At 64.8% G+C, this 23,223-nt stretch carries 21 protein-coding genes and 1 other RNA gene; 8 read left to right on the forward strand and 14 right to left on the reverse strand.

Features of this window, described 5'->3' with window-relative positions:
• Nucleotides 1-22: 22 nt before the first annotated feature.
• Nucleotides 23-1,276, forward strand: a complete 1,254-nt coding sequence (gene glyA, locus IB234_RS13905; protein WP_192318628.1) for a serine hydroxymethyltransferase — start codon at nt 23-25, stop codon at nt 1,274-1,276.
• Nucleotides 1,277-1,410: 134 nt separating this feature from the next.
• On the opposite strand, the gene yjiA is transcribed toward glyA, so the two are convergent.
• The 4 genes from yjiA to IB234_RS13925 all read right to left on the reverse strand — a co-directional run bounded on the left by yjiA (nt 1,411) and on the right by IB234_RS13925 (nt 4,884).
• Nucleotides 1,411-2,418, reverse strand: a complete 1,008-nt coding sequence (gene yjiA / locus IB234_RS13910; protein ID WP_192318631.1) for a GTPase — start codon at nt 2,416-2,418, stop codon at nt 1,411-1,413.
• 54 nt (nt 2,419-2,472) lie between these two features.
• Nucleotides 2,473-2,552: non-coding RNA, sX9 sRNA (locus IB234_RS13915), on the reverse strand.
• 60 nt (nt 2,553-2,612) lie between these two features.
• Nucleotides 2,613-2,816, reverse strand: a complete 204-nt coding sequence (locus tag IB234_RS13920) for a YbdD/YjiX family protein (protein WP_043308942.1) — start codon at nt 2,814-2,816, stop codon at nt 2,613-2,615.
• 1 nt (nt 2,817) lies between these two features.
• Entirely contained in the window at nt 2,818-4,884 is a 2,067-nt protein-coding gene (locus tag IB234_RS13925) for a carbon starvation CstA family protein (RefSeq protein WP_192318633.1), read from the reverse strand.
• 153 nt (nt 4,885-5,037) lie between these two features.
• Between IB234_RS13925 and IB234_RS13930 the strand changes: the two genes are divergently transcribed.
• The 3 genes from IB234_RS13930 to IB234_RS13940 are packed head-to-tail and all read left to right on the forward strand — an operon-like array spanning nt 5,038 to nt 8,759.
• Nucleotides 5,038-6,216, forward strand: coding sequence for a DUF3142 domain-containing protein (locus tag IB234_RS13930; protein ID WP_192318680.1), 1,179 nt, complete (start codon nt 5,038-5,040; stop codon nt 6,214-6,216).
• Entirely contained in the window at nt 6,203-8,395 is a 2,193-nt protein-coding gene (locus IB234_RS13935) for a hypothetical protein (protein ID WP_192318682.1), read from the forward strand. The genes IB234_RS13930 and IB234_RS13935 overlap by 14 nt, the downstream gene beginning before the upstream one ends.
• A complete protein-coding gene (locus IB234_RS13940; protein ID WP_192318684.1) occupies nt 8,388-8,759 on the forward strand; it encodes a PilZ domain-containing protein in 372 nt (123 codons plus the stop codon). Before IB234_RS13935 ends, IB234_RS13940 begins: the two co-directional genes overlap by 8 nt.
• A gap of 129 nt (nt 8,760-8,888) precedes the next feature.
• Here the strand turns inward: IB234_RS13940 and IB234_RS13945 are convergent, their stop codons facing one another.
• From IB234_RS13945 to IB234_RS13955, 3 genes are all read right to left on the reverse strand, one after another.
• Nucleotides 8,889-9,053: a hypothetical protein gene (locus IB234_RS13945; RefSeq protein ID WP_192318686.1), complete on the reverse strand. Its 165-nt coding sequence runs from the start codon at nt 9,051-9,053 to the stop codon at nt 8,889-8,891.
• A 107-nt stretch (nt 9,054-9,160) separates the two neighbouring features.
• Nucleotides 9,161-10,528: a DNA repair protein RadA gene (gene radA / locus IB234_RS13950; RefSeq protein ID WP_192318688.1), complete on the reverse strand. Its 1,368-nt coding sequence runs from the start codon at nt 10,526-10,528 to the stop codon at nt 9,161-9,163.
• 66 nt (nt 10,529-10,594) lie between these two features.
• Complete coding sequence (locus tag IB234_RS13955) at nt 10,595-12,088, reverse strand: lytic transglycosylase F (RefSeq protein ID WP_225580574.1); 1,494 nt, start codon at nt 12,086-12,088, stop codon at nt 10,595-10,597.
• 114 nt (nt 12,089-12,202) lie between these two features.
• Here IB234_RS13955 and IB234_RS13960 point away from each other — a divergent pair, with 114 nt between their 5' ends.
• Entirely contained in the window at nt 12,203-12,697 is a 495-nt protein-coding gene (locus IB234_RS13960; protein WP_192318690.1) for a GNAT family N-acetyltransferase, read from the forward strand.
• A gap of 79 nt (nt 12,698-12,776) precedes the next feature.
• On the opposite strand, the gene IB234_RS13965 is transcribed toward IB234_RS13960, so the two are convergent.
• On the reverse strand, nt 12,777-13,055 hold the full coding sequence (locus IB234_RS13965) for a YdcH family protein (protein ID WP_192318692.1): 279 nt from the start codon (nt 13,053-13,055) through the stop codon (nt 12,777-12,779).
• Nucleotides 13,056-13,214: 159 nt separating this feature from the next.
• Here IB234_RS13965 and IB234_RS13970 point away from each other — a divergent pair, with 159 nt between their 5' ends.
• Together IB234_RS13970 and mscL are read left to right on the forward strand one after the other, a co-directional pair.
• The gene (locus IB234_RS13970; RefSeq protein ID WP_192318694.1) at nt 13,215-13,463 is read left to right on the forward strand and encodes a YdcH family protein; all 249 of its coding nucleotides are present in this window, start codon (nt 13,215-13,217) and stop codon (nt 13,461-13,463) included.
• A gap of 112 nt (nt 13,464-13,575) precedes the next feature.
• Nucleotides 13,576-13,983: a large-conductance mechanosensitive channel protein MscL gene (gene mscL, locus IB234_RS13975; RefSeq protein ID WP_192318696.1), complete on the forward strand. Its 408-nt coding sequence runs from the start codon at nt 13,576-13,578 to the stop codon at nt 13,981-13,983.
• A 33-nt stretch (nt 13,984-14,016) separates the two neighbouring features.
• Here the strand turns inward: mscL and IB234_RS13980 are convergent, their stop codons facing one another.
• From IB234_RS13980 to IB234_RS13990, 3 genes are all read right to left on the reverse strand, one after another.
• Nucleotides 14,017-15,576 (reverse strand): TerC family protein, encoded by a 1,560-nt coding sequence (locus IB234_RS13980; RefSeq protein WP_192318699.1) that lies wholly within the window; start codon nt 15,574-15,576, stop codon nt 14,017-14,019.
• A 246-nt stretch (nt 15,577-15,822) separates the two neighbouring features.
• A complete protein-coding gene (locus IB234_RS13985; RefSeq protein ID WP_192318701.1) occupies nt 15,823-16,599 on the reverse strand; it encodes a ferredoxin--NADP reductase in 777 nt (258 codons plus the stop codon).
• A gap of 75 nt (nt 16,600-16,674) precedes the next feature.
• Nucleotides 16,675-17,658 (reverse strand): DctP family TRAP transporter solute-binding subunit, encoded by a 984-nt coding sequence (locus IB234_RS13990; RefSeq protein ID WP_192318704.1) that lies wholly within the window; start codon nt 17,656-17,658, stop codon nt 16,675-16,677.
• Nucleotides 17,659-17,948: 290 nt separating this feature from the next.
• Between IB234_RS13990 and IB234_RS13995 the strand changes: the two genes are divergently transcribed.
• Nucleotides 17,949-19,073, forward strand: a complete 1,125-nt coding sequence (locus IB234_RS13995) for a methyltransferase (protein ID WP_192318706.1) — start codon at nt 17,949-17,951, stop codon at nt 19,071-19,073.
• Between the two features lie 58 nt (nt 19,074-19,131).
• On the opposite strand, the gene IB234_RS14000 is transcribed toward IB234_RS13995, so the two are convergent.
• The 3 genes from IB234_RS14000 to IB234_RS14010 form a co-directional block, all read right to left on the reverse strand.
• Entirely contained in the window at nt 19,132-21,534 is a 2,403-nt protein-coding gene (locus IB234_RS14000) for a TonB-dependent receptor (RefSeq protein ID WP_192318708.1), read from the reverse strand.
• A gap of 131 nt (nt 21,535-21,665) precedes the next feature.
• Entirely contained in the window at nt 21,666-22,592 is a 927-nt protein-coding gene (locus tag IB234_RS14005; protein ID WP_192318710.1) for a FecR family protein, read from the reverse strand.
• Nucleotides 22,589-23,095: an RNA polymerase sigma factor gene (locus IB234_RS14010; protein WP_192318712.1), complete on the reverse strand. Its 507-nt coding sequence runs from the start codon at nt 23,093-23,095 to the stop codon at nt 22,589-22,591. The genes IB234_RS14005 and IB234_RS14010 overlap by 4 nt, the downstream gene beginning before the upstream one ends.
• Between the last annotated feature and the right edge of the window lie 128 nt (nt 23,096-23,223).

Below are 23,223 nucleotides of genomic sequence, written 5' to 3' on the forward strand. Positions count from 1 at the left end.
GCTGATAGATCAGGTGACCACCATGTTCAGCCGTGATTTGACCATTGCCCGTTACGATGCCGACCTCTTTGCCGCCATGGAGCAGGAAGCCCAGCGCCAGGAGCATCACATCGAGCTGATCGCTTCCGAGAACTACACCAGCCCGGCGGTGATGGAAGCCCAGGGCAGCGTGCTGACCAACAAGTACGCCGAAGGCTACCCGGGCAAGCGCTACTACGGTGGCTGCGAGTACGTCGATGTGGTCGAGCAGCTGGCCATCGACCGCGCCAAGGAACTGTTCGGCGCCGACTACGCCAACGTCCAGCCGCACGCCGGCTCCCAGGCCAACGCCGCCGTCTACCTGGCCCTGCTGTCGGCCGGTGACACCATCCTCGGCATGAGCCTGGCCCACGGCGGTCACCTGACCCACGGCGCCAGCGTTTCCTCCTCCGGCAAGCTGTACAACGCCGTGCAGTACGGCATCACCGACGCCGGCCTGATCGACTACGACGAAGTCGAGCGCCTGGCCGTCGAGCACAAGCCGAAGATGATCGTCGCCGGCTTCTCCGCCTACTCGCAGGTGCTGGACTTCGCCCGCTTCCGCGCCATTGCCGACAAGGTCGGTGCCTACCTGTTCGTCGACATGGCCCACGTGGCCGGCCTGGTTGCCGCTGGCGTGTACCCGAACCCGGTACCATTCGCCGACGTGGTCACCACCACCACCCACAAGACCCTGCGCGGCCCGCGCGGCGGCCTGATCCTCGCTCGCAAGAACGAAGAGATCGAGAAGAAGCTGAACTCCGCCGTCTTCCCGGGCGCCCAGGGTGGTCCGCTGGAGCACGTGATCGCCGCCAAGGCCATCTGTTTCAAGGAAGCCCTGCAGCCCGAGTTCAAGGTGTACCAGCAGCAAGTGGTGAAGAACGCCCAGGCCATGGCCAGCGTGTTCATCGAGCGCGGTTTCGACGTCGTCTCCGGCGGCACCCAGAACCACCTGTTCCTGCTGTCCCTGATCAAGCAGGACATCACCGGTAAGGACGCCGACGCCGCCCTGGGTCGCGCCTTCATCACCGTGAACAAGAACAGCGTGCCGAACGACCCGCGTTCGCCGTTCGTTACCTCCGGTCTGCGCATCGGCACCCCGGCCGTCACCACCCGCGGCTTCCAGGAAACCGAGTGCAAGGAGCTGGCTGGCTGGATCTGCGACATCCTGCAGAACATGGGCGACGAGTCCGTGGTCGACGCAGTACGCGAGAAGGTCAAGGCCGTCTGCGCCAAGCTGCCGGTATACGGCAAGTAAGCGTCAGCGCGGAAACGAAAAAGCCCGGCACACGCCGGGCTTTTTCGTTTCCGCTATCTCCCCTCTCCCTTCGGGAGAGGGGCCGGGGGTGAGGGGCTGGCTGGCAGCGCCGAGCCACCCGAGACACCCTCACCCTACGCGGGCCGCCCCATCCCTCTCCCGGAGGGAGAGGGAGCAAGCGCGGCAAACCCGGCGCGAATCTCATCTTCGGGCAGGTCGTCGCCGATGAACACCAGCACGCTCTCGCGCGCTTCGCCCTCGGCCCAAGGTTCGTCCCAGTCGAAGCCGTACAGGCGCAGCACGCCCTGGAACACCAGGCGGCGCTCGTCGCCAGCCACACTGAGCACGCCCTTGTAGCGCAGCAGCGCGTTGCCGTGGCGTTCCAGCAGGTCTTCCATGTAGGCGCTCAGGCGCTCCATATCCAGCGCCTGGTCGCTGTGCAGCACCAGCGTGCGGATGCGGTCCACCGCCTGGCCGACCGGCGCCAGCGGGCGCAGCAAGGGCGCCGGGGCGACATCGGCATTGAGGTTGAAGCCACGGATGTCGAGCAGCTCGGCCAGGTCGATGCGCCCATGCTCGACCACGCGCAGCGGCGCACGACGGTTGATCCGCGCCAGGCGCGTGCTCAGTGCCTCGACCTGCGCAGGCTCGGCCAGGTCGGTCTTGCTCAGCAGGATGCGGTCGGCAAAACCGACCTGGGCCTGGGCGATGGCCTCCTGCAGGTGGCGCTCGGCGTTCACCGCATCGACCAGGGTGACGATGCCGTCGAGCACGTAGCGCTGGGCCAGCTCCTCGTCGGCGAAGAAGGTCTGCGCCACCGGCGCCGGGTCGGCCAGGCCGGTGCACTCGATCACCAGGCGGTCGAAAGCCAGCTCGCCGGCGTCCAGCTTGTCCAACAGCAGGTACAGGGCCTTCTCCAGTTCGACATGGATCGAGCAGCAGACGCAGCCGTTGGCCAGGGTCAGCAACTCGACCGGCTTGTCGCCGAGTAGTTGGCCATCGATCGGCGTGGCGCTGAATTCGTTCTCGATGACCGCCAGCTTGAGGCCATGCTCGGCCTGCAGCATGTGGCGCAGCAGGGTGGTCTTGCCGGCACCGAGGAAGCCGGTGAGCACGGTGACGGGAATGGGTTCGGGATACATCGCGATCTCCAAAATGACACGCGCCACGACTAGGCGTGGCGCGTGGGTAAACCTAACCTGCCTCGATAAGCGTTGCGAGCGTAGGCAGGTTGGGAGCGGCCAGCGCACAGGAACCGCAATGTACTCCAGTACATGAGGATTCCGAGCACTGCCCGCGCCCAAGATGCCAAGCGCAGTAGCTTAGCGGGGTAGGTTCAGCAGCAGCGGATGGGGCGTCCTTTACCGCCACCGTAGCGAGCCTCCTGGCGTTCGCGGAAGAACGCCTCGTAGCTCATCACCGGCTTGTCCGGATGCTTCTTGGCCATGTGCTCCACATAGTTGTCGTAGTCGGGCATGCCCACCAGCATGCGGGCGGCCTGCCCGAGATACTTACCCATGCGACTCAGGTCATTGAACATATCAGGCGTCCGGAATCGGCTGGAACGGGGTTTCCTTATCAGTGCGCTCAGGCTTGATCCAGGCGGCGCGGCCGACCTTGATCGCGTAGAACAGCACGCTGAGCACCACGAACAGGAACAGCACGGTCAGCACCGAGTTGGTGTAGGCGTTGAAGATCACGTGCTGCATCTGGCCGATGTCCTTGGCCGGAGCCAGGACCTGACCGGCGTCCAGCGCATCGCTGTACTTCTTGGCCAGGGCCAGGAAGCCGACGGCCGGGTTCGGGTCGAGCAGCTTGATCAGGCCAGCGGTGGTGGTGCAGATCAGCAGCCAGCAGGCCGGCACCAGGGTGACCCAGACGTAGCGCTGGCGCTTCATCTTGATCAGCACCACGCTGCCGAGCATCAGGGCGATACCGGCGAGCATCTGGTTGGAGATGCCGAACAGCGGCCACAGGGTGTTGATACCGCCCAGCGGATCGACCACGCCCTGGTACAGCAGCCAGCCCCACATCGCCACACAGCCGGCGGTGGCGATCACGTTGGCGCCCCAGGATTCGGTCTTCTTCAGGGCCGGCACGAAGTTACCGAGCAGGTCCTGCAGCATGAAGCGACCGGCACGGGTACCGGCGTCCACCGCAGTGAGGATGAACAGCGCCTCGAACAGAATGGCGAAGTGGTACCAGAACGCCATGGTGTTCTCGCCCGGCAGCACGCTGTGGAGGATCTGCGCGATACCCACGGCGAGGGTCGGCGCACCGCCGGCACGAGCCAGGATGGTGTTCTCGCCGATGTCCTTGGCCACGGCCTCCAGCGCGTCAGGCGTGATGGCGAAGCCCCAGCTGCTGACGGTGGCGGCCACGGCGGCGGCGTCGGAGCCGACCACCGCGGCCGGGCTGTTCATGGCGAAGTACACGCCCGGCTCGATCACCGAGGCAGCGACCATGGCCATGATGGCGACGAACGACTCCATCAGCATGCCGCCGTAGCCGATGTAACGGGCATGCGACTCGTTGGCCAGCAGCTTGGGCGTGGTGCCCGAGCTGATCAGCGCGTGGAAGCCGGACACCGCGCCGCAGGCGATGGTGATGAACAGGAACGGGAACAGGGTGCCCTTCCACACCGGGCCGGTGCCGTCGGTGAACTGGGTCAGCGCCGGCATTTTCAGCTCAGGCATGACCACCAGAATGCCGATAGCCAGGGCGATGATGGTGCCGATCTTGAGGAAGGTCGACAGGTAGTCACGCGGGGCAAGGATCAGCCACACCGGCAGCACGGCGGCGACGAAGCCATAGCCGATCAGCATCCAGGTGATCTGCACGCCGGTGAAGGTGAAGGCCGGACCCCAGGTCGGGTCGGCAGCCACCTGGCCGCCGGCCCAGATCGAGGCCAGCAGCAGGACCACGCCGATCACCGAGATCTCGCCGATGCGGCCCGGGCGGATGTAGCGCATGTACACGCCCATGAACACCGCGATGGGGATGGTCGCCATCACCGTGAACATGCCCCACGGGCTTTCGGCCAGCGCCTTGACCACGATCAGCGAGAGCACCGCGAGGATGATGATCATGATCAGGAAGGCGCCGAACAGGGCGATGGTGCCCGGTATCTGGCCCATCTCCTCGCGCACCAGCTCACCGAGCGAGCGGCCGTTACGACGGGTGGAGATGAACAGGACCATGAAATCCTGCACCGCACCGGCCAGCACCACGCCGGCGATCAGCCAGAGCGTGCCGGGCAGGTAGCCCATCTGCGCGGCGAGTACCGGGCCGACCAGCGGGCCAGCGCCGGCGATGGCGGCGAAGTGGTGACCGAAGAGGATGTGCTTGTTGGTCGGCACATAGTCCAGACCATCGTTGTTGAGCAGCGCCGGGGTGGCGCGGGTGGGGTCCAGCTGCATCACCTTGTTGGCGATGAACAGACTGTAGTAACGGTAGGCAACGAGATAGAGAGCGACGGCCGCCACTACTATCCACAACGCGTTGATGGCTTCACCGCGGCGCAACGCCACGACACCCAAGGCACAGGCGCCCACCACTGCCAGCACTGCCCAAGGCAGGTGGCGCAGCAGGCTATTGTTATTGTTCATGATTACTCCTAACTGAAGGACAGACAGGCTGCCGCTCAAGCTTAGACGCTGGATCGCACCTGCATTACTCGACCTTGGTCTAGTAGGCATTTCAAAGCGTTCCACGCAGTTACACTAGCGCCCTTTTCGGCGACCGCCAGGATGCTACGCCGCATGTTTTCAATGCCCCGCCCGCTACTCGCCCTCCTGCTGGCCTACCTGGTCGGTTGCACCGAGGAAAGCGTGCTGCTGGATCAACAACTCTATATCTGGCAGCGCCAGTGGCGCCCGGCCCATGCCGAGGCGCTGGCACAAAGCCGCGCCGATTTTTCCACACTGCGCGTACTGGCTCTGCAGGCCCATCCACAAGCTGGCTGGAGCCGCGCCCTTCCCGATCTGGAGCTGCTGCGCCGCGATGGTCGACCTCTGGTGGCAGTAGTGCGCCTCGACGGTCAGCTACCACAGCTGGACCCGGACGAGATCGGCCGGCAGATCGCCATCCTGCTGCAGGACTGGCGCGCAGCTGGCCTTCGCCTGCAAGGCCTTGAGATCGATCACGACTGCGCCACCGCACGCCTGCCCGCCTACGCCGCACTGCTGCGTGAGCTGCACCGCGACCTGCCGGATGACCTGCAGCTGAGCATCACCGCCTTGCCCGCCTGGCTGAACAGTACGGCACTGGATGAGGTACTCGCCGCCGTCGATACCTCGGTGCTGCAGGTGCACGCGGTAAGCGATCCCAAGAGCGGATTGTTCGCCCCGGAACAGGCCCTGCAATGGGCAGAACTCTATGGCGCGCGCAGCCGCAAGCCCTTCCACCTGGCTCTGCCGGCGTATGGCGTGGCCCTTACCAGCGACGGTCAGGTCGAGAGCGAGACGCCTCTCCGCCAGGGTGGGCCGCGCCACGAACTGCGCGCCGACCCGGTGCAGGTCAGCGAACTACTGAACGAACTGCGCGCCGATCCCCCCGAACACCTGAGCGGCATCCTCTGGTTCCGCCTGCCACTGGTCGGCGACCGCCGCGCCTGGCCATTGCCGACCCTGCTGGCAGTGGTACGAGGCCAGCCACTGGCACCTTCGCTGGCCCTGCAGCGCCAGCAGAAGGATGGTTTCAGCCAGTTGCAGTTATTCAATAACGGCAATCTCGCCAGCCCGTTGCCCAAGCGTATCGAATTGCCCGCGCGGGCATGCGCGGCGGCCGACGCAGTGGGTGACTACCGGGTAGAGCGTGACGACAACCGCCTGGCCTTCGTGCGGCGCCGCGACGGCCGGCTGAATGCCGGTGAATACCTTGCCCTGGGCTGGGCACGCTGCGAACAGATCGACCAAGGAGGCATGCATGTGCAGTTCTAGAACCCTACTGGCCCTGGCCATCGCCAGTCTGCTTCCGCTGGGCGCGACCCAGGCGTGCGGCCCGGAATTTCCCTATCGACTGCTCTCCGACCGTACCAACGCGCTCGGCGAAATGCCTGAAGGCAACTTCGCCTTCGAGATAGCCCGCATCGCACCAAGTATCCAGGGCCTCGGCCAAGCCGGGCCAGCCACCCTGGAGCCCTACTGGGACGAGAACAACCAACGCTACCTGGACGCACGCGTCGGCGTGGAGAAGGAGCAGCTCAATGCTGAGCGCTTCGCCCTGGTCAGCCACCTGCGCACCCTGACCGACGCCCACCAGGCCGAAACCGAAGGTGCCGAGCTGCCCGCCGAGCTGCGCCTCTACACCGCCGGTGCCGTGGCTTTCGCCGAGCACGACATGGGCCTGGCCGCCGACTACTTCCGCCGCGTGCTGGCGCTGCCAGCAGCCGAACGAGCACAGCGCACCACCTGGGCCGCCTACTCCCTGGGACGCGCCCTGGCCGAACACGCAGTCAGCGCCCCGGATACCGTCATGGACGAGGCGGCGGCCCTGCAGCGCCAGCGCGAACTGCGCCAGCAAGCCCGTATAGCCTTCCAGCAGGCCCGCGCGGCAAGCGTTGCAGGCCTCGAAGACCCCTTGGAGCTGGGCATCGCCAGTCTCGGGGAGGAGGCCCGGCTGGCATTGGAGGAAGGAGACTGGAGCTCGGCCATCCGTCTCTATGCCAGCCAATCCCGCCAGGGATCGACCACGGGATACAGTTCGTTGCGCGAGCTGGCACGCCAGCTCAATCGCATGGACGACACCGAACTACGCCCTTTACTGAGTGAGCTGGAGGTTCAGCAACTGCTGGCCGCCCATCTGTTCAGCCGATTGGATGCCTACGACACCGACAGCAAGGTCAACCAACGCCTGCTGCAGTTGCTGCAATCGATGCAGATCCAACCGCAGATCGCCGACCGCCTGGCCGCACTCAGCTATCAGCTGGGCGACTATGAATCCGCCCGCCGCTTCGTTACCCAGGCTGGAGACGGCGGACTGGCCTGGTGGCTGCGCGCCAAGCTGGCGCTGCAGGACGGCGACAAGAACGCCGCTGTCCAGGCATACGCGAAGGCCGCCGAGGCATTCCCAGCCACCGAAGACTGGGGTTTGCGCAGGGCTGCCAACTGGAGCTACGAGACACTCAAGCCACGCTGCCGGATAGAAGGCGAAATGGCCATCCTGGCGCTGGAGCGTGGCGACTACCTTGAGGCCTTCGATCAGCTCTATCGCAGTGGAGAGAACTATTGGCAGGATGCCGCCGAAGTAGCCGAGCGGGTGTTGAGCAGCACCGAGCTCAAAGGCTATGTGGATGCCAAGGTCACCACCGCACCGCCAACAACCGATGGCGAACAGTACAGCTACTGGAATCGCCCACCGGCCACCGCCCTGCGGGAGCTGCTCGGACGCCGCCTGTTGCGTGAAGGCCACTACGCCGACGCGGTACCCTACTTCACCAGCCCCGAGCTGCAACAGGCCGCCCGCCAGTACGGCGAGGCCCGCGAACAGGCCGAGGATGCCTGGACCACCATCGGTCGTGCGGAGGGTTACTATCGGGCCGCCAGGCTAGCGCGCGAGCAGGGCATGGAGCTGCTCGGCTACGAACTCGGACCGGACGAGGCGTGGATTGGCGGCAACTTCGGTGAGGAGTTCGCCAAGCCGGTGCAAGCCGGCGGGCTGCTCACTCCTGCCGAGGCACAACTGCAGAATGCCAGCGCCGCACAGCCGAACCGCCGCTACCACTATCGTTGGGTCGCGGCCGAACTGGCCAACCGCGCTGCCGACCAGCTACCGACCAGCAGCCAGGCTTTCGCCGCCGTACTGTGCAAGGCAAGCGGCTGGATCAACTACCGCGACCTGCCCGGCGCCCGCGGCTATTACCAGCGCTACGTGAAAGAAGGCCCCTACGTGGAATGGGCAGGCAACTTTGGTTTCGAATGCCAGGAACCTGACTTCGCCAGCGCCCGTCAACGTCTATGGAACGAACGCACACAGGCCGTGCATCAGGCACTGGGCTCCTTCAAGTACTGGCTGCCGTTGGGCGTGCTAGCCCTGATCACCTCAGGTATCTACTGGCAGCGCCGGCGGCGTGGCTTGGCTATAGTGGACAAAACCGCAGAGGAAACTCGACATGAGTGATACGACAATCGAGCGTCGACGCTTCCAGCGCATCGCCTTCGACGCCGCCACCGAACTCGCCCAGGGCGAGAGGCGCTGGACGGTTGAGCTGCACGACGTGTCGCTCAAAGGCTTGCTGGTGAAGCGGCCGCGCGACTGGAATGGCGATCCCAATCAGCCATTCATCGCCACCATCAGCCTTGATGCCGGCACCCGCCTGCAGATGGAGGTGGTATTGACCCGCACGCGCAACGAGCTGCTGGGCTTCGTTTGCCGCCATATCGATCTGGAATCGATCAGCCACCTGCGCCGCCTGGTTGAGCTCAACCTGGGCGACGAGAGCCTGCTGGAGCGCGAACTAGCTGCGCTCGGCGAAGACGACTGATCCCGACAAACTCGCAGGGTGCGCTTAGCGCACCTCGCGGAAAATCGCACCGGCATGCCTGCACAGAGCCGATCCCCAGGAAGAAACGCCGTCCCCGGCGGGCAGCGCCGCCGTCAGGGTATGCAGCAGTCAGACCCTGTCTTGTCTTTCTCCATCGACAGCCTTCCGTTGCTCGCGGCGCGCCTGGACACGGCGTGTACCGATGCTCGCCTCGCGGCGCTCCTCGGTGATGTCCTTGGGCCGGCCCGGCTCGTAGTTGATGGTTCTGGCGAAGAAATCGAAGAACAGGAACATGAGGCCATCTCCTTGGGGATATGGCCTCATGCTGCGCCTGGCTCATGACGAAAAAATTGACCTGCAGCAATAAGCCCAGGCCAGTCGGGGTGGCGGAACGCCGCAGGCTATTCGAACAGGGCGTCCAGCGCTTGCTCCAGACGCGTCACGGCGATGATCTGCAGGCCGGGCGGCGCCTCCTTGGGAGCATTTCCCTTGGGCACGATGGCGCGCTTGAAGCCATGCTTGGCCGCTTCTTTCAGGCGCTCCTGGCCGCTCGGCACCGGACGGATCTCGCCGGATAGGCCGATCTCGCCGAACACCAGCAGGTCGTGCGGCAGTGGCTTGTTGCGCAGGCTGGAGATCACCGCGGCCATCAGCGCCAGGTCGGAAGCGGTCTCCAGCACTTTCACCCCGCCGACCACGTTGAGGAACACATCCTGGTCGTAGGTGGGAATGCCGCCGTGGCGATGCAGCACGGCCAGCAGCATCGCCAGGCGGTTCTGATCCAGGCCCAGGGTTACGCGCTTGGGGTTGGCCATATGGCTGGTGTCGACCAGCGCCTGTACTTCCACCAGCATCGGCCGGGTGCCTTCCCAGGTAGCCATCACCACGCTGCCGGGCACCGCTTCCTGGGCACGGGTGAGGAAGATCGCCGAGGGGTTGGTGACTTCCTTTAGGCCCTTGTCGGTCATGCCGAACACACCCAACTCGTTGACTGCGCCGAAGCGGTTCTTCACTGCGCGCAGCAGACGCAGGCGGCCGTCGGACTCGCCCTCGAAATACAGCACCGTGTCGACCATGTGCTCGAGCACGCGCGGGCCGGCCAGGGCGCCCTCCTTGGTCACATGGCCGACCAGGAAGATCGCCGTGCCGCTCTGCTTGGCGAAGCGCACCAGCAGCGCCGCGCTCTCGCGCACCTGGGCCACGCCGCCAGGGGCGGACTGCAGTTGCTCGGTGAAGATGGTCTGGATCGAGTCGATCACCATCACCTTGGGCTGCTCGCGACGCGCCACGTCGATGATCGATTCGATGCAGGTCTCGGTCATCACCTTGAGCTTGTCCTGCGGCAGCTCCAGGCGCCGCGCGCGCATGGCCACCTGCTGCTGGGATTCCTCACCGGTGACGTACAACGCAGGCAGGCGCTGGGCAATATTGCACAGGGTCTGCAGCAGGATGGTCGACTTGCCGATACCGGGGTCGCCGCCGATCAGCACCACCGAGCCGTCCACCAGGCCGCCGCCGAGTACCCGATCCAGCTCACCGGAGACGGTGGAGAAGCGCGGCACTTCCTCGATGCTGACCTCGGCCAGGGTCTTGATCTGCGCCTGCTGCCCGGCCCAGCCGCCACGCCCGGACGGCGCAGCGGCGCCGCCGCTCTCGATCATGGTCTCGGTCAGGGTGTTCCAGGCCCCGCACTCTCCGCACTGCCCGGCCCACTTGGGAAATGTGGCGCCGCACTCGGTGCAGCCATACATGCGCTTGGCCTTGGCCATGGAAATCTCCGCCCGCTGGAAAAGCGCCGATCATAGCGGCTGGGCCGCGCGTCGGCAGCAACCCGTTCAGAACCCCACGGACTGGCCAGCGATCTGGCGCTCACGAGTCTTCTGCGCGGCCAGCTTGTACACCACGTAATACTTGTAGATGTTGCCCACGTAATCCACCGTCTCGCGCCCAATGATGCGCGCGGCGCCCTGCTCGACATTGCCGAACCAGACGTTCGGGTCCAACCCGGACTTCTCCGCCAGCCGGCGGAACTTCATCAGGTTGCCCGGCCCGGCGTTGTATCCGGCGAAGCTCAGCAGCAGGCGATTGACCGGGGTGATCTCCGGATCATTCAGGTACGTGTCGGCGATCAGCCGCAGGTATTTGCTGCCGGCCTCGATATTACGGTCGGCGCTGCTCTCGACGCCGCTCACACCGACTTCCTGGGCAGTGCTCGGCAGCAGCTGCATGACGCCCACCGCACCGGCCTTGCTGCGCGCAGCCTGATCCAGCTGCGACTCCTGGAAGCCCTGCGCCATCAGCAGTAGATGATCGAAATCGTAGGCGCCGGCATGCTTCTCGAACAGGCCGACCAACGCATTGAACTTGACCATTTCCGCCTCGGAGACGGCGTTGCTCACCCGCTTGCTGTTCTTGAAGAAGCGGCGATGCATGATGTTGCCAAACTCGCTGCCGATCTTGTGGCCCTTGGTGAACTCGTTCAACGCGGCCTTCAGCTGCGGGCTGTTCTTGCGCAGAGCCCAACCCAGCTTGCTGCCCTTGCTCAGCGGGAAACTCTCGTGGATGACCAGGTCGCTGTACAGCGCCTGCCATAGCCTGGCGATGTGATCGTCGGCCACCGTAATGCCGAACAGGCCGGCATTGACCATCTGCAACAGATCCTCGGTTTCCAGGTTCTCATTGGCCGGCATGATCTTCATCGGCGCCAGCCCCTGCGCTTTGAATCGCTGGTTGAGGGCAACCAGGTGTTCGAAGTAGCTACTCGATGGCCGGACGTAAACCTCCTGCCCAGCCAGATCCTCGATTCGCGTCAACACAGGACTGCCCTTGCCGGTAACGAATACCTCCTGCACATCGTGGTAGACCGGATCAGTGAAATCGACGGTCTGCAAACGCCCTTCGGTCTGAGTCAGTCCACCAGCGGCGATATCGCCGTAGCCCGCCAGTAGCTTGGGCAGCAGTTCGTTGCGGTTGGTCGGGATGAACATCACGTTCCAGCGCTGGGACTTCTTGCCCAGCGGGCGCTTGGCATTCAGCCAGGCTTCGAGGGCCTTGCCGTACTCGTAGGCCACACCCTGCTGCTGGCCGCGGTCGACCATGTAGAAGGTCTTACTGTAAGGAACCAGAATGCGCACAGTGCGGCTGGCGCGCATTCCATCCAGATCGCCGATCCAGGCCGGAGGAACCGGCAGGACCATGGCATCGACCTCGGACTGCTCAGCAGCGCTCAGCTGTGCCGGCGGCAGCACATCCTCCTCCAGCATGGCCGCTGCGGCCACCCCTCCCCATGCCAACAGGCTGAACAAGAGCCCTTGCATCCATAACTTCATCGAAACGACTCCTTGCTGCTGCCCATGCTGACGTCTTTTTTCGATCAGATTAGCCATTTTTCAGGAGCTCGGATGCGGCGATAATGGCTGTCCATTCACTGCCCTTGCCTCCTCATGCAGATCGAACTTGTCCCGACCACGGCCGAGCAGCTACCGCTGATCGCCAACCTCTATCAGTACTACGCCTACGAGTCGTCGGACTGGGAGGAGGAAGACGTGGAAACGGACGGACGCTTCTACCTCCACGAGCCGCACCTGGCGCGCTACTGGCAGGAACCCGACTGGAGCGCCAATCTGATTTTGGCGGACGGCTTCATCGCCGGTTTCCTGCTGATCGAACGCAGCGAACTGGCCGGCATAGACGCCCTGGAGTTCGCCGACCTGTTCGTGCTCAAGCGCTATCGCCGGCATGGAATAGGTCGGGCGTTGTCCGAGCGGGTGCTGTGTTCGGGCGACGAAGCCTGGCTGGTGCGCTTCCACCCACAGGACAACATTGCCGCGGCGTTCTGGCAGGCCGTGCTGCCGGGACTGCTGCGACCGTCGCGCCAGGTGGCGCTGGACGATGAACCCGAGCTGATCAACTACCTGATCACCCCGGCGGCGCACTGAGCGCGAGGGAGGTGTAGGGAACGCCGCACGCAACGAATGCGAGGCTGATGCGTACGACGCCCCCTACGAACGGGGTGGACTAGCCGGCGCAGCCGTTGCCGCAGCCGCAGCATTGGCCGGCGGCGATGCGCAGCTGGCGGGCGAGGTCGTCCTTGAGGGCGACACGAGCCAGCTTCAGGCGGCCGAGGGAGGCATCGTCGAGCAGTTCCGCACCGTCCTCTACACGGCAGATGCGCTTGTCCAGCACCTCATATTCCTCGGCCTGGCGGGCGAAGTGCTGGTTCTCCTGGCGCAGACGTTGCAGCTCGCTGCGCAGCTCGGGAAAGTCCTTGGCCAGCGGGTGGTGTTCGACATGCATGGGCGTAAGCTCCTGAAAAAGGTGTCTAACCCTAGCCGCCCCCGAGCCCGGGGCCATTGACCGGGATCAAACCGTCACGACCGTCCGCCTCCTGAAAGGAGTTGGCAACGACCGCTGAGCTAGGCTGAACCCACATGCACCAGAAGGAGTCATCTGACCATGCCGCTCGAACACCATCCACTGACCCGAGAATTCCCCGAGTACCGCCAGCAGCTGCAGACCCTGCATGCAGAGGACGCGCACTTCGCCCAGCTGGCCCAGCACTACGAGAGCCTGGACAAACGCATCTACGAGGTGGAAGACGGCCGCCAGGCCTTGGACGACCTGGCCCTGCATGCCCTGAAGAACGAGCGGGTCCAGCTCAAGGACAAGATCGCCGAGCGCCTGCGCAAGGCCAACGGTGCCTGATCCCCACGCCGAGCCGGCACTGACCGGTTCCACCTCAGCCCCGCGGCCGCACCGAGCGGCCTCTGGGCTGGTTTACACTGCACCACATAACCAGAAACCCAGGGAGTGAAACATGAGCATCCTCAACGAATTCAAGGCCTTTGCGGTCAAGGGCAACGTGGTCGACATGGCCGTCGGTATCATCATCGGCGCGGCGTTCGGCAAGATCGTCAGCTCCTTCGTCGGCGATGTAGTCATGCCACCGATCGGCCTGCTGATCGGTGGGGTCGACTTCTCCGACCTGGCCATCACCCTCAAGGCCGCCGAGGGCGACATCCCGGCGGTGATGCTTAGCTACGGCAAGTTCATCCAGACCGTGCTCGATTTCGTCATCGTCGCCTTCGCCATCTTCATGGGCGTCAAGGTGATCAACAAACTCAAGCGCGAAGAGGCCGAGGCGCCGACCGTGCCACCGGTACCGACGGCAGAGGAAGTGCTGCTGACGGAGATTCGTGATCTGCTCAAGCAGCAGAAGCAATAAGAAAAACGGCGCCCAAGGGCGCCGTTTTCATTTTCACGACTGCTCGCGGGTGAGCAGCAGGCGGTTGACCCGCCGTTCGTGCACTTCTTCCACGCGCATGCGCCAACCGGCGAACTGCACCTCGTCACCCACCGCAGGCAGGCGGTCGAGCAGGCTCATTACCAGGCCGGCGAGGGTCTGGTAGTCCTCGGTGGCCTGGGCCTGCAGGCCGATGCGCGAACGCAGCAGAGCCAGGTTGAGCGCACCACTGACGCGGAAGCCAGCGCCCTCCGGCTCGATGTCCGGGCCGTCCACCTCGCTGGCGTCCGGCAGCTCACCGGCGATGGCCTCAAGGATGTCGGTCAGGGTCAGCAGGCCGACGAAGCCACCGAACTCGTTGACCACGAAGGCCACGTGGGTCGAAGCCTGGCGCATCTGCTCCAGGGCGCCGAGCACCGCGCAGCTGTCCGGCAGATTGAGCGGCTGACGCAGCAGGCCCTCGATATCCGGTTCGCGCTGGTCCAGCAGTTCCTTGAGCAGCTCCTTCTTATGCACGAAGCCCAGCGGCTCGTCGACCTGGCCGTCGCGGATCACCAGCAGACGCGAGTGCGGCGACTCCAGCAGGGCCTGGCGAATCTGCTCGGGGGAATGGCCCAGGTCGATATGGTCGACCTCCATGCGTCCGGTCATCACCTCGGTGATCGGCTGCTCGGCCAGGCCCAGCACGCCGCGGATCATCACCCGTTCACGACGGTCGAACAGCGCGGCCTCGCCGGCACCGCCCTCGAGCATGTCGGCGATTTCCTCGCCCACCTCGTCGGCCTCGACCTTGCCGCCGAGCAGGCGCAGCACGGCGTGTGCGGTGCGTTCACGCATGCCACGGCCGTTCTGCATCTGCCGCTTACGCTTGTGTCGTACCAGTTGGTTGGCCACCTCGATAAGAATGGAGAAGCCGATGGCCGCGTACAGGTAGCCCTTGGGAATGTGGAAGCCCAGGCCTTCGGCGGTGAGGCTGAAGCCGATCATCATCAGGAAGCCCAGGCACAGCATGATCACCGTCGGGTGGGCGTTGACGAAGGCGGTCAGCGGCTTGCTGGCGACGATCATCAGGCCGATCGAGATAATCACGGCAATCATCATCACTTCCAGATGCTCGACCATGCCCACGGCGGTAATCACTGCGTCCAAGGAGAACACTGCGTCGAGCACGACGATCTGCGCCACCACCGGCCAGAACAGAGCATAGGTGCGGCTGCCGCCCGGCTGATGGGTGCGGCCTTCGAGGCGCTCGTGCAGCTCCATGGTGGCCTTGAACAGCAGGAACACACCACCGAACAGCATGATCAGGTCACGCCCGGAGAAGCTGTGGCCGAACACCTCGATCAGCGGCTCGGTCAGGGTCACCAACCAGGAAATACTGGCCAGCAGGCCCAGGCGCATGATCAGCGCCAGGCTCAGGCCGATCAGCCGTGCGCGGTCACGCAGGTGCGGCGGCAGCTTGTCGGCGAGGATCGCGATGAACACCAGGTTGTCGATGCCGAGGACGATCTCCAGGACGATCAGCGTCAGCAGGCCGAGCCACGCAGTGGGGTCGGCCATCCATTCGAAGATCATGCATTCCTCCGGGCAGGCGTCGACGCAGCGCAGGCACGGTAGACGTGGCGCAGGGCGTATCGTTCAGGCGAAATCAGGGGCAGACGCGCGCGGGCGTCGAGGGAAGGGAGGCCACTCGGGGGTGGCTGGCAACTGTCGCTGTCCATGGGTTCCATTGAGCGAAAAAGGGACGGCCATCCTAGCGGGACCGCCGCCAACTCCTAAGCGCCAAACCGTTACCAATTCTTAACGACGTGGCGAACCGCTCTACCAGTAGTTCTCCACCGCCACAGCGCCGGGCCTGCGACTCAAGGATAGCTGCATGTCGCGCGCTTTGAGCACCGCGCGGGTGTCTTCGATCATCTGCGGGTTGCCGCAGAGCATCACCCGCGAGTGCTCGGGGCTCAGCGCCAGGCCGACGGCACGTTCCAGCTCGCCGTTCTCGATCAGCGTGGTGACCCGCGCATTGAGCGCACCAGGCACCTGTTCGCGAGTCACCACCGGGATGTACTGCAGCTTGTGCCCCGCCCCTTCCAACCACTCGCGCTGCGGTAGCTCGGCGATCAACGCTTGATAAGCCAGCTCGCCACAGTCGCGCGCGCTGTACACCAACACGATACGCTCGAAGCGCTGCCAGGCCTCCAGGTCCTGCAGGATCGAGAGGAACGGCGCCAGCCCGGTGCCTGTGCCAATCAGCCAGAGGTCACGACCATCGGGGAAGCGGTCGAGGGTGAGAAAGCCGGTTACCTGCTTCTCCACCAGCAGTTCGTCGCCGGCCTTGAGGCGGCTCAGCTCGCTGGTGAACTCGCCACCGGGCACTACGATGGAGAAGAACTCCAGATAGTCGTCATGCGGCGCCGAGACGATCGAGTAGGCGCGCCAGACGATGCAGCCGCTGGCCTTGCGCACCCCCAGCCGAACGAACTGCCCGGCGCGGAAGCGGAAACCGGCATCGCGGGTGCAAACCAGGCTGAACAGGCTGGGCGACCAGACACGCACTTCGGTGAGCGTCTGGCGGGTGAACTTCTCTTCGCTGGCGGTCATGGCGCCCCCTTGCATCTGCATACCCTCGCAGTCTCGCGCAAAGGGCGCCGGACAAACACCACCAGTTCGCAGGGATTAGCGGCGGTTGACGGTCTGCGCGGCGCGCAACACATCGGCACCAATCTCCGCCTCATACTGTTTCCACAGCGGCTGCATGGCCACACGCCAGGCGGCGCGCTCTTCCTTGCTCAGGCCGATCAGGTGCGCCTTGCCGGCAGCAGCCAGCTGCTCGCGCCCCTGGCGGTTGAGCTGTTCGGCGTCCTTGTTCACCTGGGCGGTGACTTCCTCGACGATCGACTCCAACTCGGTACGAGTGGCGTACGGGATGCTCTGCCAGAACGACGAGGAGCTGATCAGCATGTAGTTGAGCGAGCCGTGGTTGGTTTCGGTGATGAACGGCTGGGCCTGGTCGAAGCCGGCCGCGGTCATGTTCGACCAGGCGTTCTCGGTGCCCTGCACGGTGCCGGCCTGCAGCGCCTTGAGCGACTCGCCGAAGGGGATGCGCTTGGCCTGGGCGCCAAGTGCGGCGAATTGCGACTCCAGCACACTGGAGGCCTGAATGCGGAAAGCCAGGCCCTTGGCGTCGGCCGGCGCCCGCAGCTCACGGTTGGCGGAGAGCTGTTTCATGCCGTTGTTCCAGAAGGCTAGGCCGTAGATGTCATGGCTGGCCATGGAGCGCAGCAACTGGCGGCTCTTCTCGCGACGCTGGAAACGCTTCACGGCCTCCAGGTCGTCGAACAGGAACGGCAGGTCGAACACCTGCAGCTGCTTGGTGTAGGACTCGAACTTGGACACCGAAGGCGCCAGCATCTGCACCTCGCCGCGCTTCAGCGCGGCCATCTCGTCGGCATCACCGAACAGAGTGGAGTTGGGATAGACCTCGACCTTTACCGCATCGCCCATGCGCTCGGCCACCAGGCGCTGGAACAACAGGGCACCACGGCCCTTGGGTGTGTCCTCGGCCACCACGTGGGAGAACTTGATCAGGATGGGCTCGGCATGAACCGGCATGGAGAACAGCATGGCGAACGACAGGCAAAGCGCGGACAGGTACTTCATGGACTTCCTTGAGGCAAGGCAATAGCTACGCCCCACAAGACTGCGGGGCGGATGACTGGTTGGGGATGTGGGCCACTGGGGCCGGGGTTCGGACGGTGCCTGCGCTCAGGTCGCGCGGCCATCCGATTTGTTATTGGGGCATGCCACCCACTGCAGAACTTCTACGGCGGCAAGTGACTGCATATTCTCCGGGTTGCACCTGCTGGTCACAAGCCGCTTGTTTCTCACTTCGAGACATTTACCTATGCATCTAGGACAATGCCTGCTGTTCTGCACATGATCCCGCCACCATGCCGACTCTCGCCACGCCCTTCGCCCAGCTCGACCTGATCCGCCAGCCCGAGATGGCCAACGAGCCATTGCAGGCCTTCGATGCTGCTGACGAGTATCTGCTCGCCCATGTCCATGAGCTGGGCTTGCAGGCGGACAGCCGGGTACTGCTGCTCAACGACGGTTTCGGCGCCCTGGCCTGCTCGCTGGCCCCGCACTGCCGGGTGACCAGCAGCGGCGATTCGCACCTGGGACACCTGGCCCTGCAGAAGAACCTGGCGCGCAACGACCTGGTTGCCGACAGCGTGCATTTCGTACCGGCCAGCGAGACCGTGCAGGGTCCGTTCGACCTGGTGCTGCTACGCGTGCCCAAGACCCTGGCCCTGCTCGAGGAACAGCTGATCCGCCTGCACGGCCAGTTGGCGCCTGGCGCCAGGGTGATCGCCGGCGCGATGATCAAGCATCTGCCACGCACCGCCGGCGAGCTGATGGAGCGGTACATTGGCCCGCTACAGGCCTCGCTGGCGGTGAAGAAGGCGCGCCTGCTGACGGCGACGCCCGAAGCCAAACCAGCACCGACTTCGCCCTACCCGACCCGCTACAGGCTGGACCAGCCGGCCCTGGAGTTGGTCAACCACGCCAACGTGTTCTGCCGCGACGATCTGGACATCGGCACCCGCGCCTTTCTGCCACACCTGCCCAAACGCCTGCAGGTGCAACGGGTGGCTGACCTCGGTTGCGGCAACGGGGTGCTGGGCATCGCCTACGCCCTGGCCAACCCCGAGGCCGAGCTGACCCTGGTGGACGAGTCCTACATGGCCGTGCAGTCCGCCGAGGAGAACTGGCGCGCGGCGCTCGGCGAGCGACCGGCGACATTCCGTGCCGCCGACGGCCTGGCCGACCAGGCACCGGATTCGCTGGACCTAGTGCTGTGCAATCCACCGTTCCACCAGCAACAGGTGGTCGGCGACTTCCTCGCCTGGCGCATGTTCCAGCAGGCCCGCGTGGCACTGGTTACCGGGGGCGAGCTATGGATCGTCGGCAACCGCCACCTCGGCTATCACGCCAAGCTCAAACGCCTGTTCCGCGGCGTGGAGCAGGTCGCGGCCACCCCCAAGTTCGTGGTGCTGAAAGCCACCAAGTAAGCGTGCCGGGCACAATGAAGAGGGCGCCATAGGCGCCCTCTTGCATACCGTTGTCGGCTCAGAAATCGACGGTGGCCGATACTTTGAGCGTGCGCGGAGATCCCTGGGTCAGATAGCCACCGTTGGCCGACGCCCAGTAGTTCTCGTCGGCCACGTTCTCCAGCACCGTGTTGAAGGTCACAGCCCTGCCGTCCAACTTGGTCTGGTAGCGGGCGCCTAGGTCGACGCGGGTCCAGGCCGGAATGCTGTACTCGTTGGCGGTGTCGACGAATTGCCCGCCGGTGCGCAACAACAGGCCATTCAGGCTCAGCCCGTTTACGCCCGGCACATCCCAGTCCGCACCCACGTTGAACTGGAACTGGGGCACACCCACCGCCTGATTGCCATCATCGCGACCACCGGCGGTACCGCTCAGCTCGGCCTCGGTCCAGGTCACGCCGCTCAACAGGCGCAGACCATTCAGCGGTTCACCGAACAAGCTCAGCTCGACGCCACGATTGCGCTGCTCGGCATCCACCCGATAGTAGCCGTCGCCGCCAAGCACGCCCTGCGGTTGCTCGATGCGGAACAGGCTCAGGCTGCCGCCGAAGCTGCCCCAGTCGAGCTTGGCACCGACCTCCATCTGCTTGGAGCGATAGGGAGCGAACATCGCCCCGTTGTTGATAGCGGCACCCGGCGCGGTTGGCCCCTGCTGCAGAGACTCGACGCGGTTGGCATACAACGACAGGTACTCGGTGGGCTTCACCACCAAGCCATAGGCCGGCGTGGTGATGCTCTCCTGATAATTGGAGGTCCGTGCGCCGGTGGCCGAGCTCCAGGCATCGGCACCGATGGTCTGGCGCCTTACGCCCAGGGTGAGCAGCACACGATCCTCATAGAAACCCAGGGTATCGGATAGCGCCAGGCTCTTGTTCTGCACCTTCGCAGTGGTGTCCGGATCATGGAGATCGCCGGAGATGGTGGTGGCCAGCGGCTCCACCACGGGATACCCCTGGTAAAGATTGCCGAAGCCACGACTGCCCACTGCCGTGGACTCGAAGGCATTGCGCTTCTCCTGCCAGATACCGTTGGCCGCCAGGTTGATCCGGTGGCTGACCGGGCCGGTCGCCAGCTCGCCGCGCAGGCCGGTAACGGCACTCAGGGTCTCCTGATCCAGCGGCGAATAGAGCCGGCCGATGCGTGCATCGCCATTCGCGCCATACACGTAGTTGGACGCATAGATGCCGTTCTCACGAGTGTACTTGCCGCCCGCGATCAGGTAGGCCGTCCAGGAAGGTGACAGGTCATACTCGGCACTGAACATGCCGTAGCTGTCCTCGAGCTGCGACCAGCTCCAGGGCTGTGCATAGTTCTGGTCTGAATCCGGCGCGGACGGCGTCTTGCCGTTCAGGGTACTGGTGGCCCCCGTGGTGGTCAGGTAGACCACCGAACGCCCTTCGTTGACTCGCTGCTTCTGATAGCCGAGATCAGCAGCCAGGCGCAGGCGTTCGCCGCGATAGTCCAGTCCGACCGTGGCCAGGCTGAAGCGGGAATGTTCCTCGTCGACCGCCGTCTCGCCCTCACGCTGGGCCAGATTCACCCGGACGCCGAAACGGTTGTCCTCGCCAAAACGCTGGCCGAGGTCGACGTGACCACCCACTCGGGCATCGCTGGCGTAGTCCAGAGTGGCGCGTCGCGTGGGCGTATCCTCGGCGCGCTTGGAGACCACGTTGATCGCACCGCCAACGCCACTACCACCAGGGCCGACACCGTTGATGAAGGCATTGGCCCCCTTGAACACCTCGACCCGCTCGACCGACTCGGTGGAGATGATCTGGCGCGGCAGCACGCCGTACAGACCGTTGAGGGAAATGTCATCGCTGAACAACTGGAAGCCGCGTACGACGAACACCTGGGAGAAGTTGCCGAAACCAAAGGACTGGCGTATGCCCGGGTCGCTGGCCAGCACATCGGCCAGTGTCTGCGCCTGGCGCGTCTCGATCAGATCGGAGGTGTAGCTGGAGAAGGCGAAAGGCGTGTCCTGCATGTCCTGGTTGCCCAGCACCCCGATGTTCGCGCCACGCGCCACCTGGCCGCCGGCGTACTCGCTCGGCAGATCGGCCCGCCCCTCCACGAGGCTGCTGATTGTGGTGGTGCCTAGCTCCACCGAGCCCTGCTCGGCCGATAAAGGCACCAGCGTGACGGTACCATCGGTGCCGATCTGGAAGGTCAGCCCGCTTCCCTGCAACAGACGCTGCAGGCCTTCGGCCACCGAATAATCGCCCTTCAGCGCCGGTGCCGAACCACTGCTGCGGGTCAGGCCCGCGTCATACAACAGACGTACGTCGGCCTGTTCGGCGAAGTCGGTCAGCGCCGCATCGAGACGCTGGGACGGCACGTCGAGCTCGACGGCTTGCGCGTGAGCGGCAGCGAGGGCCAGGGGAAGGGCGGCTAGCGCCGGGAAGAAAGAGGTCGACCGCATGCTGATGTCCTTGGCTATTCATGCGAAGAAGTCGCATTTGCAGGGACAGAAGACGAAAGCACGACGCATTTCTGAACCGGCTCCGCAAAAATATTTTCGAAATCTTCGCGAGAGCAGGCGTGGCAGGGCTATCAGTCGCGCGAAGCGACCAGGATCAGCCCCGGCAGGCGCACCAGACGTACCGGTAGTGTGCCCTCCACGGCACGCAGCACCGCCTGCGGATCGTCCAGGGCAAACACCCCGGTCACCTGCAGCGCGCGCGCCGCATCGTCGACGAACAGCACCCGAGCGCCTTGGCTGCGCTCAAGCTCGGCGAATACCTGCTCCAGTGGCCTGTCGCGGAACACCAACTTGCCGCGCTGCCAGGCCAGGCGCTGGCGGGCGTCCAATGCCTGTATGGCCTGCAGCTCACCGGCGCGCCACTGCACCTGCTGGCCTGCCACCACCGGCTGCGCCTCGCTACCTTCGCTGGAGGCCAGGACCCGGCCCTCGCTCACCGCAAGATCAACGCCGCCCTCTTCCAGGCGCACGTCGAAGCGTGTACCGGTCACTCTGATGCGTGCCTCACCAGCGCTGACCGTGAACGGTCGCGCCGGATCATGGGCCACCTGGAAGTCCGCCTCGCCGCGATACAGCCGCACCTCGCGGCGACCGTCGACGAACCGCCAGTCCAGCGCCGAGTCGCCGTTGAGAGTGAGCAGCGAGCCGTCCTCCAGGCGCAGCTCGCGCACCTCGCCCGGCCGGGTGCTGATGTCGGCATACAAACCGACCCAGGTGCCACGCGGCAGCCACAGGGCGAGCAGTAGCATCGCCGCACTGGCCAGTGGGAGGGCCCAGCGTCGATGTCGGCGCACTGCGCGCACCTGCGGCAGTTCGGCCGGCCGCTCGACCTCACCGAGCAACGCCCACAGGCCCTCCACCTCACGCAGCGCCTGATCATGCTCGGGCGCCGCATGGCGCCAGGCCTGCGCGGCGTCGCGATCAGCCGCGGAGGCACGGCCGGAGTGCAGTAGCACCTGCCATTGCCGGGCCTGGTCGAAGATCGAAGAGTGGATCACGGCTGCGGGTCCATCTGCTGCTGACAGTGTTCGAGGGCCTTCAGGATATAGCGTCCAGCCATGCTTTCCGAGACACCCAGGCGCTCGCCGATCTCGCGCTGGGTCATTCCATCCAGACGATTCCAGAGCAGAGCCTGGCGCAGGTGAGGCGGCAAGCCCTGCACCACACGCTGCAACAGCTCCAGGCGCTGGGCATCGCTGGCCGCCCGCTCCGGGCAAGGCTGGGCACTGACCAGTTCGGTGGAAATCTCCTCCTCAATTGGTCGCGACTCTTGCTGGCGGCGATGGTCAATGATCAGGTTGCGCGCGATGCGGTAGAGGAAAGCACGCAGATTGCCGATCTCCTCCCCAGACTCGCGCCGACGAAAGCGCAGCCAGGTTTCCTGGCGCAGATCGGCCGCCAACTCCGCACACTTGACCCGCCGCGTAAGGAACCGCAGCAGCTCGGCGGAATGGCTCTCGAACTGACCGTCGACGGAGCTGGGATCGGGTGGCGGAGACACGGAGGCGATGTGATGAATGACAATCCGCGAAAATATATCAATTGATAATTACTTTCAATTAAAGAAAGACCTGCGACATTTCGCCCGATGCGACAATCCGCCGACTACGACCAAGGTCTAAGTTGACG

It is taken from the genome of Pseudomonas sp. PDM16 (assembly GCF_014851865.1).
Lineage (GTDB): Bacteria > Pseudomonadota > Gammaproteobacteria > Pseudomonadales > Pseudomonadaceae > Aquipseudomonas.

Excerpts from the sequence above, each read along its gene's own strand:
- IB234_RS13985 (WP_192318701.1), bottom strand. The coding sequence starts at position 16,599 with ATGACCGCCAGCGAAGAGAAGTTCACCCGCCAGACGCTCACCGAAGTG.
- radA (WP_192318688.1), bottom strand. The coding sequence starts at position 10,528 with ATGGCCAAGGCCAAGCGCATGTATGGCTGCACCGAGTGCGGCGCCACA.
- IB234_RS14000 (WP_192318708.1), bottom strand. The coding sequence starts at position 21,534 with ATGCGGTCGACCTCTTTCTTCCCGGCGCTAGCCGCCCTTCCCCTGGCC.
- IB234_RS13925 (WP_192318633.1), bottom strand. The coding sequence starts at position 4,884 with ATGAACAATAACAATAGCCTGCTGCGCCACCTGCCTTGGGCAGTGCTG.
- IB234_RS13920 (WP_043308942.1), bottom strand. The coding sequence starts at position 2,816 with ATGTTCAATGACCTGAGTCGCATGGGTAAGTATCTCGGGCAGGCCGCC.
- mscL (WP_192318696.1), top strand. The coding sequence starts at position 13,576 with ATGAGCATCCTCAACGAATTCAAGGCCTTTGCGGTCAAGGGCAACGTG.
- glyA (WP_192318628.1), top strand. The coding sequence starts at position 23 with ATGTTCAGCCGTGATTTGACCATTGCCCGTTACGATGCCGACCTCTTT.
- IB234_RS13930 (WP_192318680.1), top strand. The coding sequence starts at position 5,038 with ATGTTTTCAATGCCCCGCCCGCTACTCGCCCTCCTGCTGGCCTACCTG.
- IB234_RS13965 (WP_192318692.1), bottom strand. The coding sequence starts at position 13,055 with ATGCATGTCGAACACCACCCGCTGGCCAAGGACTTTCCCGAGCTGCGC.
- IB234_RS13935 (WP_192318682.1), top strand. The coding sequence starts at position 6,203 with ATGTGCAGTTCTAGAACCCTACTGGCCCTGGCCATCGCCAGTCTGCTT.
- IB234_RS13940 (WP_192318684.1), top strand. The coding sequence starts at position 8,388 with ATGAGTGATACGACAATCGAGCGTCGACGCTTCCAGCGCATCGCCTTC.
- IB234_RS13990 (WP_192318704.1), bottom strand. The coding sequence starts at position 17,658 with ATGAAGTACCTGTCCGCGCTTTGCCTGTCGTTCGCCATGCTGTTCTCC.
- IB234_RS13945 (WP_192318686.1), bottom strand. The coding sequence starts at position 9,053 with ATGTTCCTGTTCTTCGATTTCTTCGCCAGAACCATCAACTACGAGCCG.
- IB234_RS13970 (WP_192318694.1), top strand. The coding sequence starts at position 13,215 with ATGCCGCTCGAACACCATCCACTGACCCGAGAATTCCCCGAGTACCGC.
- IB234_RS13955 (WP_225580574.1), bottom strand. The coding sequence starts at position 12,088 with ATGAAGTTATGGATGCAAGGGCTCTTGTTCAGCCTGTTGGCATGGGGA.
- IB234_RS13995 (WP_192318706.1), top strand. The coding sequence starts at position 17,949 with ATGCCGACTCTCGCCACGCCCTTCGCCCAGCTCGACCTGATCCGCCAG.
- IB234_RS13960 (WP_192318690.1), top strand. The coding sequence starts at position 12,203 with ATGCAGATCGAACTTGTCCCGACCACGGCCGAGCAGCTACCGCTGATC.
- yjiA (WP_192318631.1), bottom strand. The coding sequence starts at position 2,418 with ATGTATCCCGAACCCATTCCCGTCACCGTGCTCACCGGCTTCCTCGGT.
- IB234_RS13980 (WP_192318699.1), bottom strand. The coding sequence starts at position 15,576 with ATGATCTTCGAATGGATGGCCGACCCCACTGCGTGGCTCGGCCTGCTG.